This window comes from Xanthomonas euvesicatoria (genome assembly GCF_013112235.1).
Taxonomy (GTDB): domain Bacteria; phylum Pseudomonadota; class Gammaproteobacteria; order Xanthomonadales; family Xanthomonadaceae; genus Xanthomonas; species Xanthomonas euvesicatoria.
Map to the genome: position 1 here is coordinate 4,379,050 of NZ_JABFFS010000001.1, position 13,740 is coordinate 4,392,789.

Here is a 13,740-nt window from a genome sequence, read left to right on the forward strand (position 1 = left end):
CGCCGCTGCCGGCCACGGTGGCGGCAGGCAGTCAGTCCGATCGCACCTGCGCGTTCGCATGCGCTGCGCATGCGTGCTTTCGAGGCGATCGCGCCACCGCGGCGGCGCTGGCGTTGGCGCGGCGACCAACAGGCAACGAACATCCATCTGGTGGCGGAGAACAGCTCGCAGGCACAGCGGTGTGCGAGCGGCACATACCATTGCCGAGCATCGGCCATGCCCACCAGCCGATGAGTGCAGCCGGTGCGTTAGCCGCCTTCAGTGCACACCCAGTCCGTCAATCGCGCTGATTGCCGCCGGGTCGAACCCTGCCAGCTGCGCGAAGTGGCGGCCGCGCGCAACGTAGTCGCTGTAGGCGCCGAAGCTGGGCGCCCCCGGCGAGAGCAGCACCACACCGCCCTGCTGGCCCAGCGCAGCGCGCGCCAGTCCCATGGCGTGTTCGAGATCATTGGCCGCATGCAAACCGAAGTGCCCCGCCTCGGCCAGCGGCGCCAGCAATGCATGGATGCGTGGGCCGTTGGCGCCCATGGTCACGATTTCCAGCGGCGCCTGCCGCGCCATCTGCTGGGCGAAATCGTGCCAATCCAGCCCGCGATCATGGCCACCGACCAGTAGTGCCACGCGTCGCTGCGCAAAGCACGCCAGGGCAGCCAGCGATGCATGCGGCGTGGTGCTGATGGAATCGTTGACGTAGCTGATGCCGTCCACGCTGCCGAGCAACTGCAGGCGGTTGGGCAATGGACGAAAGCTCGCTGCCGCCGGCGCAAGTGCCGCCGCATCCAGGCCCAAGGCCTCTACCGCCGCCAGCACCGCGCACAGGTTGCGGCGGTTGTGCTCGCCCGGCAGCGGCACATCGGCGGTGTCGAAAATGGCCTGTTCGCCGCGATAGACCACGTCGCCACGCAGATGCCAGCCGGCGGAATGATTGAACCAACGCACCTGGCTATCCGGCAATTGCAGGCCGGCAAGCAGTGGGTCGGCAGCGTTGAGCAAGGCGATCCGCGGCCGGCCTTCGGTCACCAGCGACAGCTTATCGCGCACATAGCGCGCCTCATCGCCGTGCCAGTCCAGATGCTCGGGAAACAGATTCAACACCAGTGCCAGTTCCGGGCGCGCGCCGCTGCGCCCGACATCACCGGTCTGGTAGCTGGACAACTCGATCGCCCAATACGCCGGCGGCGGCTGCGGTGCCAGCACTTCCAGCAAGGGCTGGCCGATATTGCCGACCAACGCGGTGCGATGCCCGGCCGCGCGCAGCAGGTGCGCCAGCAGCGCCGTGGTGGTGCTCTTGCCCTTGGTGCCGGTGACGCAGATGACACCGGGCACGCTGCCGTCCGCCTGCGCGTGTTCGGCAAACCACAGCGCGGTGCCGCCGATGAAGCACGTGCCCTGCGCGGCGGCGACCAATGCCTCGGCGCGATACGGGCTGATGCCGGGCGACTTCACGACGATCTCGAATCGCCCCAGCGCCTGCGCGCTGGCAGCGGTTTCCACCTGCAAGGCCGCATCTTCCAGCGCATCAATCTCGCGCGCCTCTTCGGCGTTGCAGAACACCGTCAGCGCTTGCGTCGGCAGGCGCGTCCGCAGCGCACGGTACGCCGCGCGTCCTTCACGCCCCCAGCCCCACAACGCAACGGTCTTGCCTTCAAGCTGCGAAATTCGCACGCACGCGCTCCCACAGCGCCGGCGGAATCCGGTGCTCGCCATCGATGGCCATGAGTGGCTCGACCTGCAGATCATTTGGGTCGAGCTGCGGCTGGATGTCGCGGATGAAGCGCTTCACCAACGCGTCCTCCTTCCACTCCGCGCGGCTGGCCAGCACCGCCATCGCCGCGCGCGATTCACGGCCTTCGCCCACGCATTCGAACGGCTTGTGGTCCTGGAATTCCAGCAGCGCGTCGTAGCCGCCGGCCTGGGTCGCATCGTCGAGCAGATTACGCCCGAAGATGTTGACCAGCCGTGTCTTGGGCATGAACGGCGCCAGCGCCAGGAACACGAAATGGCACTTCGGGCACACGCCGCACCAGCGGTGCACCGGGCGTTCGCCCATGATGTGGAAGTTGCGGTTGCAGCTGGAAAAATGCGCGTCGTAGTGATCGGTCTTGGCGAACTGCCGCGCCACCGCCAACTCCGAAAGCGGCCGCAGCAACGAGTAATAGCGCAGATCGGCTGCCACGTGCCGCTGCACGTACTCGCCGAACGCCTGTTCGAAGGCCCAGCCCTTGGACCACTGGTGATTGACCTCGCCGGTGCCGGGAATCTGGCTGCCGTAACTGGCCGAGCGTTCGTTGGAGAACACCACCTGGTCAACACCAGTGAGCAGCGCTGCGAGCACCAGAATGGCCGAGTTCACCGCGGTCACCGGGATATGCCCGTTCCACGCGCCCTGGCGGTTGAGTTCGAACAATTCCGGTGCCAGCACGCGGCCGATGTTGAGTACCGGCAACCCGGTGCGCTCTGCGCAGGCACGGATGAGTTGCGAACCGCCGATCCAGCTCACGGTCTGCGCCAGGCCGGCCTGGCGCAGCGCCTCGATGCTGACCAGCGAATCCTTACCGCCGCCGATCGCCACCAGCGCATGCTCGCGCAACCCCACTGCCGGCGCGGCGGCAGTGGCCTGCGCCGCCACCGGAAAGTGGATCTTGCCGTGCAGATCCAAGCCATTGCGGTAGGCAAATTCGCCCAGGCCGTGCAGATACACGCTTTCCACCAGCGCGGCCGTCTCGGCATCGATGCCGTAGCTGTCGATGGCGATGTTCGGCGGCACCGCGGCCTTGAAATAACTGACCCCTGCAATGAGATGCAGCAGCCGCAGCGCCTGTTGCACGGCAGTTGCCCGCGCGCCCTCTAGCACGAACGGAGCGCCCGGCACCGCAACGGTCTCGACCAGCTCCGGGCCTTGATCGAAGGCATACACCAGCGTCGCCACGCCGGTCTGCGCGTCGAGTGCGCAACGCACGAAACGGAAGGTGGACATCTGATGTTTGTCGAAAGCGCTCATGGACTACCTGCAGAAACACGTACACGACGCAGATAACGTCGGCACAGGACATATTCAATCATGGAAAACGGCACCGCCGCCCAAAGCAACGGCAGGCAACCGATCACGAACAACAGCAGCATCACATCCGAGCGAATCACCGTTGCGTCGCCGGTGATGGCCAACGCGACCAGCAGATACAGCAGCAACGCCGGCAGATAGCCAAGCGCACTCAACACCACGGTGCGCAATGCCATGCCGCCGGCGCGCTGCGCGCGTGCCTGCCGGGCACGCCGACGTTGCCAGAACGCTGCGCTCCACGCGCCGAGGCCGGCAGCGACCAATGCGGGGATTGCCCACTTCAAGCTGTCGGTCCACGGGGTCGGTTGCCCGGCGATATCGATGGCGGTGGAAAACACCATCGCCACGCCACCGGCCAACGTGCTGAGTACGACGAACTCAGCCAGTGGACGCATCGATCACCTCTTCGCGCGGCAATTCGCGCTGATTGTAGGTGCTGGCCATCGTGTAGCCGTAGGCACCGGCATCGGCGACCAGCACCACATCGCCCGGTGCAGTGGCCGCTGGCAGCCGGCGACGCTTGCCGAACACGTCCGACGATTCGCAGATCGGCCCGACGATATCGAACATGCCATCGGCCGGCGCGTCGAGTTGGCTGAGGTTTTCGATGTCGTGCCAGGCGTCGTACAACGCCGGGCGAATCAAGGTGTTCATGCCCGCATCCAGGCCCACGCGGTGCACGCCGTCCTTCTCGATCACCTGGGTGACGCTGGCCAGCAAGACGCCGGCTTCGGCCACCAGATAGCGGCCCGGCTCGATCGCCAGGCGGTAGCCAGGATGCACCGCCTTGACCTCGGCCAGGCCCTTGGCCCACACCTCCAGATCGAACGGCTCGTCTTCGGCGCTGTACGGAATCGGCAGGCCGCCGCCGATGTCGATGGTCTCTACCGTGCCGATGCGACGCGCGAAGCCGGCCAACTCGTCGTACATCATCCGCCAGTGCTCGCCGGTCTCCACGCCACTGCCCAGATGCGCATGCACGCCGGTGATGGTGACCTCGAGCGTGCGCGCCACATCGACGAATTCATCAACGCGCGTGGACGACAGGCCGAACTTGGACGCCTTGCCGCCGGTGTTGACCTTCTCGTGATGGCCGTCGCCGTGCCCCAGGTCGATGCGCAGCCAGATCGTGCGGCCACGGAACACCTCGGGCCAGTTGCGCAGCGCTTCGACGTTGTCCACGGTCACCGTCACGCCCAGCGCGAAGGCCGCTTCGTATTCGGCCTTGGGCGCAAAGCTCGGCGTGAACAGCACGCGCCGCGGCGACAACTCCGGCAGCGCCTGGAAGACGCGGCGCAATTCGCCCTGCGAAACGCACTCCAGCCCGAAGCCGGCCTGTTCCAGCGCCATCAAGATGGCCGGATGCGCGTTGGCCTTGATCGCGTAATAGCGCTGATCCACCGCGGCAATCTGCGCCAGCGCATGCGCACGCGCACGCACCGTGGGCAGGTGGTACGCGTAACGCGGCGTCCCGGCCTTGGACAGCGACAGCAGATGCGCGCGCTCGGCATGCCACCACGGCGTGGGACGCGGACGTACCGAGCCGATGATCTGCCGCCAGCGCGGGCCGAACACCTCGCCCTCGCTGACCGGCATTGCACCGCTGTCGATCAGTTCGGCATGCAGGATCGGCAGCAAACCGTCGGCATCGGCTTCGTCGATGACGAAGGTCAGGTTCAAGTCGTTGGACGACTGCGAAATCATGTGCACGCGCTCCTGCCCGAACGTGGCCCACACGTCGGAGAGCTTGTGCAGCAGCGAACGCATGCCGCGCCCGACCAGGGTGATGGCCGCGCAAGGAACGATGATCTTGACCTTGCAGATCTGCGACAGATCGGCCGACAACGCCGCCAGCACGTCGGTGTTGACCAGGTTTTCCGAAGGATCCAGCGACACGGTGACGTTGGTCTCGGCCGAACCGATCAGATCCACCGACAGGCCATGCTTCTTGAACAGCGTGAACACGTCGGCCAGGAAGCCGACCTGCTGCCACATGCCGATACCTTCCATCGACACCAGCACGATGCCGTTGCGGCGGCTGATCGCCTTGACGCCCAACACCGGTTCGGCATTGCCGTCGATGCTGGTGCCCGGCAGATCGGGGCGCTCGGTGTCCAGGATCGCCATCGGCACGCCGGAATCGCGGCACGGCTTGATCGAGCGCGGATGCAGCACCTTGGCGCCGGTGGTGGCGATTTCCTGCGCTTCGTAATAGTCCAGCCGGGTCAGCAGCCGCGCGTCCGGCACTTCCTTCGGGTTGGCGCTGAACATGCCGGGCACATCGGTCCAGATTTCCACGCGGCTGGCGCCGAGCAGCGCACCGAAGTACGCCGCCGAGGTATCCGAACCGCCACGGCCCAGAATCGCGGTGCCGCCATCGGCATGACGCGAAATGAAGCCTTGCGTGATCAGCAAGCGTGTCGGTTGCGCGGCGAAACGCGTGCGCCAATCGGCATCGGACTGCCACTGGCACGACACCGACAGCCGCTTGGACCACTCGCTCTGATTCGGCTGCGGGGGCAGCGCCGACAGCCATTGGCGCGCATCCAGCCAGCCCATGTCCAGGCCGCTGGCATGCAGGTACGCCGCACCGATGGTGGACGACAGCAACTCGCCCTGCCCCAGCACCTCGGCCTGCCAGTCCAGCGTGCGCATTGCAGCGCGCGCGTCGCCCAGCAACGCATGCAGTGCGGCCAGTCGCTCGCCCAGCACCGCATCGGCGTCCAGTTCGAGCTCGGCCAGAAACTCACGATGGCGTTGGTCCAGTGCCGCCATGCGCTGTGCGCTATCGGCGGCGCCGTCGGCAATGGCGGTGAGCTCGTTGGTCACGCCCGACAATGCAGACACCACCACCAGCACGCGACCGCCGGTCTGGTTCGCCCGTTTGCCCGCCAGTTTTCCAATCGTGTCCCAGCGATGACGACGCGACACCGAAGTGCCGCCGAACTTGAGGACGATCCAACGATCGGTAGAGTGGGGAGCTGACATTGAGATAGGCGTTTAGGATGGGGGGGGGGGGGGGGGGGGGGAAGATGCCCGGGATGCCGAGCGGAACCTCTGATTCTACTGCCAATGCCGCTGACATGACCCCGCGTGCGATCACAGCGCTCCGGTCGCCACGTCCACTGCCGTATCGGTTTGCACTGCAACCATCGCCGCGCCCTCCTTCGATCGAGATGTCCCCACCATGAGCAAGCACCGCTATCTGCAACTGGATGTTTTCGCCGCCCGGGCCGGCAGCGGCAACCCGCTGGGCGTGGTCTTCAATGCAGAGACGTTGTCGTCTGCGCAGATGCAGCAGATCGCCGCGTGGCTGAATCTGTCCGAGACGGTCTTCTTCCTGCCGGTCAGCGTGCCCGATGCCGATTACCACATCCGCATCTTCACCCCACGTGCCGAGCTACCGTTTGCCGGCCACCCCAGCGTCGGTGCCGCGTGGGCGGCGGTGACCCACGGCGTGACCGCGTACAAGCCCGACGGCCGGCTGCGCCAGCAATGCGCGGCTGGCGTGCTGCCGGTGGACGTGTTCGAGCGGCACGGCGCCTTGCTGGTGCGGCTGCGCGCCCCGCGCGCACGCCCCATCGACACGGGCGACACGTACGCCGAGGCGCTGCGTGGCGCCTGCACTGGCCTGCGCGTCAGCGCGCAGCCGGCCGCACTCTGGAACAACGGCCCGAACTGGTGGTTGCTGGAATTGGCCGACGCGCAGGCGATACGGCAGGCAGTCCCGGAGCTTGCCGCCATTGCGCGCCTGACCCAGGCCAGCGCCGCCGTTGGCCTGGCCATCTACGCGCCCGTGCACGATGGCGATGCCGACTTGGCCGTCCGCGCGTTCTGCCCGGGCGATGGCATTGCGGAAGACCCGGTCACCGGCAGCGCCAATGCCTGTATTGCCGCCCGCCTGCATGGCGAGGGCCGCCTGCCCGGAGCGCAGTCGCGCTACGTCGCCAGTCAGGGCCGCGAGGTTGGCCGCGACGGCCGCGTCCAGGTGGAGGTGGACGCGGAAGGCGAAGTCTGGATTGGCGGAGCGACGCTGCAGGTGATCGACGGCCGCATCGATTGGTAAGCTGCCGCGCCTTTACTGCGGATCGACGCCCATGACCACTCGCCGTTTCCTGCAACTGGATGTGTTCTCCGCCCGCCCCGGCAGCGGCAATCCGCTGGCGGTGGTGCTGGATGCGCAGGGTCTGGACGATGCGGCGATGCAGGCCATCGCACGCTGGACCAAACTGCCGGAGACCACCTTCGTCTTTCCCGCCGAAAGCACGCACAGCAGCTACCGGCTGCGCATGTTTTCGCCGCAGAAGGAGGTGCCGTTTGCCGGCCATCCCAGTGTGGGCACTGCGCATGCCGTGCTCGAGGCCGGCCTGGCCGCACCACAGGATGGCGTCCTGGTGCAGGACGGCATCGCCGGCCGGTTGCCGCTGCGTGTGGAGCAGCGCGGCGGCAACCGCAGCATCGCGATCCGCACGCCACGCGCACGCGTGGCCGAGCAGGTGGATGCCAACGATCCGCGCCTGCGCGATGCCTTGCAGGGCTGGCCGCTGGGGACGCTGCCGCCTGCGCTGATGGACGGCGGCCGCACCTGGTGGGTGGTGGAACTGGCAAGCGAAGCCGCGCTGCGCGGCCTGCAGCCGGACTGGGACGCGATTGCCGGGTTGGCAGAATCCACCGGCAGCATGGGCGTGTTTGCGTATGCACGCGCCGGCGCACCGGGCGCCTACGATCTGGCAGTACGTGCCTTCGTCGGCAATGGCCGGCGCTTCGAAGATGCGGCGTCCGGCGCGGCCAATGCGGTCCTGGCCGCATGGCTGGACAGCCGTGACGCATTGCCCGGCACCGACCGTCGCTACACGGTCAGCCAGGGCCGCGAAATCGGCTTCGATGCCCTGTTGGAACTGCATATCGATGCCGACGGCGACGTGTGGTCGGGTGGCCAGGTGCAGACGGTGATTCGCGGCACGCTGGACTGGGCTTAGGGCGGCAGCAGCGCTGCTGCGCTGGATTCAACGCAGCGGGTGGCCTGCAGGTGCTGCCAATTTCTGATCACCGCCGGTGCACCGCGCATCGGCGCTTGTGTGAAACAGCAAGGCGCCTCGCATCGATCAGCGCCCACGCCTGGTTGACGCGCCATTGCTGCCGGCAATCGCTCCGCCAAACGCAAAAACGCTGCGGTTGCCCGCAGCGTTCTGTTTAGCCCGATGCCGGAACCACCAGCGGCACCGCATGCATCCGGCACTGATCAGTCGGGGCGCACGTCGACGCGCACACGGATTCGGTCGCCCGGGTTGTAATCGCTACGCGTGTGGTACATGCGGCCGGCGTATTCGTAGGTGACGTCGTAGCCATCCACGCGGTCGCGTTCACGGCGGTAGGACACCGGCTCGCAGACCCTCACGTTGCCCTGGTAGGTGCGGTGATTGGCTTCATAGATCGAACGGCCCGCCGCGACGCCCGCCATGGTGCCCACGGCGGTACCGACCAGACGACCATTGCCGCCGCCGACCTGGCTGCCGAGCACGGCACCCGCAATACCACCGATGACACTGGCCACGCCACGATTGGACACACCGGCTTGGGTATAGCCGCCGTCGCGGTAATACCCGTCGTTGCTCGTGTAATAACCGTCGGCGGGACGATCGTAGCAACGTTCGCTGGTGCGTTCGTTGTACGAGTCGGCAACGATGATCGGATCCACGCGCACGACGCGCGCATATTCGTAACGGCCATCCTCGTAGCCGCTGCGGCCGTAATCGCGGTAGCCGCTGTCATAGCGCTGCGCCGTGGCATTGCCCGCCACGGCCAGACCCATCACCAGAGCACCAAGCACGAGAGTTTTCATTGCGGCAGCTTCATAGGGAGGACACGCTGCCGATGCTCGTCCTGCGCCAGTGAAACCGCACTGAACCAAACCGGCCGTAAAAAGCCCTATTCAGGTTGCCGCCAGCTGCACGCGCCGGGCGCTTGCGCCGACGCGTCGTAGCGGTATTGGCGTTAGCTGGAAAACTCGGTTTCCAGGCTGATCGGCACCGCGCTCAGTGCCTTGGAGACCGGGCAATTCTTCTTGGCGGCGTCGGCCAGCTCGCGGAACTTGGCCTCGTCGATGCCGGGCACCACGGCCTTGAGCTTGAGGCGAATCTGCGACAACTGCGGGCCGCCTTCCATCGACAGATCCACATCGGCGCGCGTGTCCAGCGAGGCCGGCGGAAAACCGGCTTCGGTCAACTGCGCAGACAACGCCATGGTGAAACAGCCGGCATGCGCGGCGGCGATGAGTTCTTCCGGATTGGTGCCCTTCTCGTCGCCGAAGCGGCTGCTGAAGGCATAACGGGTGTTGTCCATCAAGCCGCTCTGCGGCGTGCTGAGCTGGCCCTTGCCGGTCTTGAGGTCGCCTTCCCAGTGGGCGGTGGCGTGACGTGAAATACCCATTGCGATCTCCTGCGCTGAAAGGAGCGCTCACGATAGGTGAGAGGGTGTTAGCTGGTGGTGCGGGGATTCGGGATTCGGGATTCGGGATTCGGGATTCGGGATTCGCAAGAGCAGATCGCGGGCACCTCGGGCAGCAAGCGACGTTTGTCTGCACGCATGATGTTGCGCATCGAACGCCACCGCGCGACCGACCACGGTGTACGTTCGGCGAGAAGCGGCTGCCTCTTCGCAGTCGACGCTTCATGGATCAAAGGCCACCGCGCGTTGGTTGCGCAGTGGGGGCGCCGCTCCTGGAGCGACTCACGATATGACGGCGCAGCCGCGCTTAGCCGAGCAGGGTTTCCAGCACGGCCATGCGTACGGCAACGCCATTGGCAACCTGACGCAGCACGCAGGATTGCGCGCCGTCGGCCACTTCATCGGTGATTTCAACGCCGCGGTTGATCGGGCCCGGGTGCAGCACCGCGGCGTCGCGGCCAGCACGCGCCAGACGCTCGCGGGTCAGACCATATTCGGCATGGTACTGCTCCAGCGAGGGCACCAGGCCTTCTTCCATGCGCTCGCGCTGCAGGCGCAGCATCATCAGCGCGTCGGCGCCTTCGAGCATGGCATCGAAATCCTGGCCGACCACGCAGCCCTCCAGTATGCCGTCGTCCGGCAGCAAGCTGGCCGGGCCGCAGACGCGGATCTCGCCAGCACCCAGCGTGCGCAAGGCATGCAGGTCCGAGCGCGCCACACGCGAATGCTTGACGTCGCCGACGATGACGACCTTGAGCTTGGAAAAATCGGTGCCCTTGGCCTGGCGCAGGGTGAGCATGTCGAGCAGGCCCTGGGTAGGATGCGCGCTGCGTCCGTCGCCGGCATTGATCAACGCGGTGCCCTCGCCCGCGGCGGCCGCCAGTGCTTCCACCGCGCCGTCGTCGGGGTGACGCACCACGAAGCCGCGCACGCCCATCGCTTCGAGATTCTTCAAGGTGTCGCGCGCGGTTTCGCCCTTGCGGGTGGATGAGGTGGATGCATCGAAATTGAGCACGTCCGCGCCCAGCCGCTGCGCCGCCAGATGGAAGGAGCTGCGCGTGCGCGTGGAGGGTTCGAAGAACAGCGTGCACACCGCCGTGCCCGCCAGCACGCTGCGCTTGCCCACGCGCCCCACCGCCGCATCGCGGATCTGGCCGGCGCGGTCGAGCAATTGCAGCAGCGTGGTGCGCGGCAGTCCTTCCAGGGTGAGCAGGTGGCGCAGGCGTCCGTCCGAATCGAGTTGCATGGTGGTCATCGCAGGTCGGGAGTCAAGGAAGAGAGGTGGCTTGGTCGGGCGCGGCCAACCAGCGTTCGACGATCACTGCGGCGGCCATCGCATCGAGTGCTTCGGCGTCGCGGCGGCGCTTGCGCCCATCCGCGCGCTCGCGCGCGAAACGCTGCGCAGCCTCGACCGAACTGGAGCGCTCGTCGATCAGGACAACCGGCAGCGCATAGCGCTCGCGCAGCTGGCGGCCGAACGCGTGTGCGCGCTTGCGGGCGGGTTGGTCTTTGTCGTCCAGCGTGAGCGGGTCGCCAACCACCAGGCCGTCCGGTCGCCACTGCTTGTACACGCGGTCCAACGCGACCCAGTCCGGGCCGTTGGCATGCACATTGATGACGGCCACCGCGCGCGCGCCGGCACCGAGCGCGGTTCCGACCGCCACGCCGATCCGGCGCGACCCCACGTCGAAGCCCAGCACCGTGCCATCGGGGCGAATCGCGCCCGCCTCAGGCATGCCCGGAATAATCCGTGAGCCGGAACAGGTCTACGCCGATACGCCCGGCAGCGGTCTGCCAGCGATCTTCCAGCGCGGTCGCAAACAGCACGTTGGCATCCGAGGGCGCGGTGAGCCAGCTGTTTTCGCCCAGCTCGAATTCCAGCTGGCCGGCACCCCAACCCGCGCAGCCCAGCGCGACCAGCGCATTGCGCGGGCCGTTGCCGGCCGCCATCGCCTCGAGGATGTCGCGCGAGGTGGTCAGGAACACGCCCTGCCCCACTTCCAGGCTGGAATCCCATTCGCGCGCATCGTCATGGATCACAAAACCGCGCTCAGGGTGCACCGGCCCGCCGCTGAGCACGACCTGCTCGCGCAGCGGCTCATCGTCGGTGTCGATGCCCATCTGCGACAACACTTCGCCCAGGGTGTATTCGGAAGGCCGGTTGACCAGCACGCCCATGGCGCCGTTCTCGTCGTGCTGACAGATCAGCGCGACGCTGCGCGAGAAGGTGGGGTCGGACAGCGCCGGAAGCGCAATCAGCAGTTGGTTGGCCAGAGGCGTGGGCAAAACAGACATGGCCGCATTCTAGCCGTTCGCTTCGCCGCGCGCAGAGCCGCTGCCATACTGGGCCTTGCCGGCGCCGGAAACGTGCGATGCCGCCGATGCGGCAGCCTTCGCGGCAGACCGCATGCGGCGCCTGACCGACACGTTCAGCTTGACCGCGATGCGTGCGAGTTGCAGCGCTGCAGCGGCGCAAACGGCCTCCCGGCCTCTGCGCTACTGCCGCTCGCCCGCCACGGCAGCGACCGGCGCGCGACTGGCAAGCCTCGCCCCACAACCACAGGCATCCACATGAGCGGTTACTGCAGCATCGCCCCAGGCCATCCGGTCCATGGCCACTACCACGATCACGAGTATGGCTTTCCGCAGCGCGACGAACGCGAGTTGTTCGAACGGCTGGTGCTGGAGATCAACCAGGCCGGACTGAGCTGGCAAACCATCCTGCGCAAGCGCGTCAATTTCCAGCGGGCTTACGACGGCTTCGACGTGGACGCTGTTGCGGCATATGGCGACCAGGACATCAGCAGGTTGATGGGCGATGCCGGCATCATCCGCAATCGCCTCAAGGTGCTGGCGGCCATCCACAATGCACAGGTCATCCAGGCGCTACGCGCCACGCACGGCAGCTTCGCGCAGTGGCTGGACGCCCACCACCCGCTCGACAAGCCGGCCTGGGTCAAGCTGTTCAAGAAGACCTTCCGCTTCACCGGCGGCGAAATCACCGGCGAGTTCCTGATGAGCCTGGGCTACCTGCCCGGCGCACACCATGCCCGGTGCCCGGTGTTTGCGCAGATCCGGGCACTGGCGCCGCCCTGGCTGCAGGCGCAGACGCCGGCGAAAACGCGCACGGTCCAGCGCGGCTAGACACCTCTTGCACGGCGCACGCGAAATGCTCGGGGTCATGGCTATTCGCATCGGCATTTCCGGTTGGCGTTACGCACGCTGGCGCGGCACGTTCTATCCGGCTGGCCTGGCCCAGCGGCGTGAGCTCGAATACGCCGCGGGATGCTTTCCCAGCGTGGAAATCAATGGCTCCTTTTATTCACTGCAGCGCCCGGACAGCTTCCAGCGCTGGCATGACGAAACGCCCGAGGACTTCGTCTTTTCGGTCAAGGGCCCGCGCTTCATCACCCACATGAAGCGCCTGCGCGATTGCGAGCAGGCGCTGGCCAACTTCTTCGCTTCGGGAATCTTGCGGCTGGGCGCCAAACTGGGCCCGGTCCTGTGGCAGCTACCGCCGACACTCCGGTTCGATGCCGAGCTGCTGGACGCATTTCTAGGCAGCCTGCCGCGCGACAGCGAGGCCGCGTTGGCGCGGGCGCGCAAGCGCGACACCGCGCTGATGCAGGGCCGCAGCGCCCTGGCAATCGATCGCAATCGGCCGATCCGTCACGCATTGGAAGTGCGTCACGACAGCTTCTGCGATCCAGCCTGCATGCGCCTGCTGCGGCGTCACAATGTCGCGGTGGTGGTCGCCGACACCGCAGGCAAATTCCCGTACATGGAGGACGTCAGCGCCGATTTTGTCTATGTGCGTCTGCATGGCGATGCGCAGTTGTACGCCAGCGGCTACAGCGATACCGCACTGGATCGCTGGGCAGCACGCATCGCCGCGTGGGCCAGCGGAGCCGAACCGGACGATGCAGCCCGGGTCGGCGCACGCGCCCGCAAGCGCGCAATGCGCGATGTGTACTGTTATTTCGACAACGACATGAAGGTGCATGCACCGTTCGATGCGCGCGGGTTGATGCAACGGCTGCAGTTGCCTACCGATTGCCCGGCACGCGAAACCACCTAGAACTGCTGACAAACGACGGCGCTTGTCGCCAGACGGGCCTGGCCGTTACACGGAAAGCGGCATGCATCGCTGGCACGCTGCGGTTCTGGCCGCGCCAGCCGCGCCCGCTGACCGTCTGCCCGCGACATCGTGCTAGCCGCTCCCGGACGCATGC

13 protein-coding genes are annotated in these 13,740 nt (G+C 66.7%); 4 read left to right on the forward strand and 9 right to left on the reverse strand.

Going from position 1 to position 13,740, the window contains the following annotated elements:
• Positions 1-258: 258 nt before the first annotated feature.
• The 4 genes from murD to HLH45_RS18815 are packed head-to-tail and all read right to left on the reverse strand — an operon-like array spanning position 259 to position 6,049.
• Entirely contained in the window at positions 259-1,665 is a 1,407-nt protein-coding gene (gene murD / locus HLH45_RS18800) for a UDP-N-acetylmuramoyl-L-alanine--D-glutamate ligase (protein ID WP_011348101.1), read from the reverse strand.
• Positions 1,646-3,001 (reverse strand): UDP-N-acetyl-alpha-D-muramoyl-L-alanyl-L-glutamate epimerase, encoded by a 1,356-nt coding sequence (gene murL, locus HLH45_RS18805; protein ID WP_008572404.1) that lies wholly within the window; start codon positions 2,999-3,001, stop codon positions 1,646-1,648. The genes murD and murL overlap by 20 nt, the downstream gene beginning before the upstream one ends.
• On the reverse strand, positions 2,998-3,456 hold the full coding sequence (locus tag HLH45_RS18810; protein ID WP_008572403.1) for a hypothetical protein: 459 nt from the start codon (positions 3,454-3,456) through the stop codon (positions 2,998-3,000). Before HLH45_RS18810 ends, murL begins: the two co-directional genes overlap by 4 nt.
• Positions 3,440-6,049 (reverse strand): bifunctional aspartate kinase/diaminopimelate decarboxylase, encoded by a 2,610-nt coding sequence (locus HLH45_RS18815; RefSeq protein ID WP_046931898.1) that lies wholly within the window; start codon positions 6,047-6,049, stop codon positions 3,440-3,442. Before HLH45_RS18815 ends, HLH45_RS18810 begins: the two co-directional genes overlap by 17 nt.
• A gap of 199 nt (positions 6,050-6,248) precedes the next feature.
• Here HLH45_RS18815 and HLH45_RS18820 point away from each other — a divergent pair, with 199 nt between their 5' ends.
• Positions 6,249-7,127, forward strand: a complete 879-nt coding sequence (locus HLH45_RS18820) for a PhzF family protein (RefSeq protein ID WP_008571818.1) — start codon at positions 6,249-6,251, stop codon at positions 7,125-7,127.
• 31 nt (positions 7,128-7,158) lie between these two features.
• Positions 7,159-8,040, forward strand: coding sequence for a PhzF family protein (locus HLH45_RS18825; protein ID WP_008571819.1), 882 nt, complete (start codon positions 7,159-7,161; stop codon positions 8,038-8,040).
• Positions 8,041-8,303: 263 nt separating this feature from the next.
• Here the strand turns inward: HLH45_RS18825 and HLH45_RS18830 are convergent, their stop codons facing one another.
• From HLH45_RS18830 to HLH45_RS18850, 5 genes are all read right to left on the reverse strand, one after another.
• Positions 8,304-8,903: a glycine zipper 2TM domain-containing protein gene (locus HLH45_RS18830; protein ID WP_008571821.1), complete on the reverse strand. Its 600-nt coding sequence runs from the start codon at positions 8,901-8,903 to the stop codon at positions 8,304-8,306.
• Positions 8,904-9,055: 152 nt separating this feature from the next.
• The gene (locus tag HLH45_RS18835) at positions 9,056-9,490 is read right to left on the reverse strand and encodes an OsmC family protein (RefSeq protein ID WP_005913281.1); all 435 of its coding nucleotides are present in this window, start codon (positions 9,488-9,490) and stop codon (positions 9,056-9,058) included.
• 325 nt (positions 9,491-9,815) lie between these two features.
• A complete protein-coding gene (locus HLH45_RS18840) occupies positions 9,816-10,763 on the reverse strand; it encodes an aspartate carbamoyltransferase catalytic subunit (protein WP_008571822.1) in 948 nt (315 codons plus the stop codon).
• Between the two features lie 13 nt (positions 10,764-10,776).
• Positions 10,777-11,244 (reverse strand): Holliday junction resolvase RuvX, encoded by a 468-nt coding sequence (gene ruvX, locus HLH45_RS18845; protein WP_008571823.1) that lies wholly within the window; start codon positions 11,242-11,244, stop codon positions 10,777-10,779.
• Positions 11,237-11,803: a YqgE/AlgH family protein gene (locus HLH45_RS18850; protein ID WP_003489930.1), complete on the reverse strand. Its 567-nt coding sequence runs from the start codon at positions 11,801-11,803 to the stop codon at positions 11,237-11,239. Before HLH45_RS18850 ends, ruvX begins: the two co-directional genes overlap by 8 nt.
• Before the next feature lie 276 nt (positions 11,804-12,079).
• Between HLH45_RS18850 and HLH45_RS18855 the strand changes: the two genes are divergently transcribed.
• Together HLH45_RS18855 and HLH45_RS18860 are read left to right on the forward strand one after the other, a co-directional pair.
• Complete coding sequence (locus tag HLH45_RS18855; RefSeq protein ID WP_008571824.1) at positions 12,080-12,652, forward strand: DNA-3-methyladenine glycosylase I; 573 nt, start codon at positions 12,080-12,082, stop codon at positions 12,650-12,652.
• 7 nt (positions 12,653-12,659) lie between these two features.
• On the forward strand, positions 12,660-13,586 hold the full coding sequence (locus tag HLH45_RS18860; protein WP_031423562.1) for a DUF72 domain-containing protein: 927 nt from the start codon (positions 12,660-12,662) through the stop codon (positions 13,584-13,586).
• Positions 13,587-13,740: the final 154 nt, after the last annotated feature.

Excerpts from the sequence above, each read along its gene's own strand:
- HLH45_RS18840 (WP_008571822.1), bottom strand. The coding sequence starts at position 10,763 with ATGACCACCATGCAACTCGATTCGGACGGACGCCTGCGCCACCTGCTC.
- HLH45_RS18850 (WP_003489930.1), bottom strand. The coding sequence starts at position 11,803 with ATGTCTGTTTTGCCCACGCCTCTGGCCAACCAACTGCTGATTGCGCTT.
- murL (WP_008572404.1), bottom strand. The coding sequence starts at position 3,001 with ATGAGCGCTTTCGACAAACATCAGATGTCCACCTTCCGTTTCGTGCGT.
- HLH45_RS18815 (WP_046931898.1), bottom strand. The coding sequence starts at position 6,049 with ATGTCAGCTCCCCACTCTACCGATCGTTGGATCGTCCTCAAGTTCGGC.
- HLH45_RS18820 (WP_008571818.1), top strand. The coding sequence starts at position 6,249 with ATGAGCAAGCACCGCTATCTGCAACTGGATGTTTTCGCCGCCCGGGCC.
- ruvX (WP_008571823.1), bottom strand. The coding sequence starts at position 11,244 with ATGCCTGAGGCGGGCGCGATTCGCCCCGATGGCACGGTGCTGGGCTTC.
- HLH45_RS18830 (WP_008571821.1), bottom strand. The coding sequence starts at position 8,903 with ATGAAAACTCTCGTGCTTGGTGCTCTGGTGATGGGTCTGGCCGTGGCG.
- HLH45_RS18835 (WP_005913281.1), bottom strand. The coding sequence starts at position 9,490 with ATGGGTATTTCACGTCACGCCACCGCCCACTGGGAAGGCGACCTCAAG.
- HLH45_RS18825 (WP_008571819.1), top strand. The coding sequence starts at position 7,159 with ATGACCACTCGCCGTTTCCTGCAACTGGATGTGTTCTCCGCCCGCCCC.
- HLH45_RS18855 (WP_008571824.1), top strand. The coding sequence starts at position 12,080 with ATGAGCGGTTACTGCAGCATCGCCCCAGGCCATCCGGTCCATGGCCAC.
- HLH45_RS18810 (WP_008572403.1), bottom strand. The coding sequence starts at position 3,456 with ATGCGTCCACTGGCTGAGTTCGTCGTACTCAGCACGTTGGCCGGTGGC.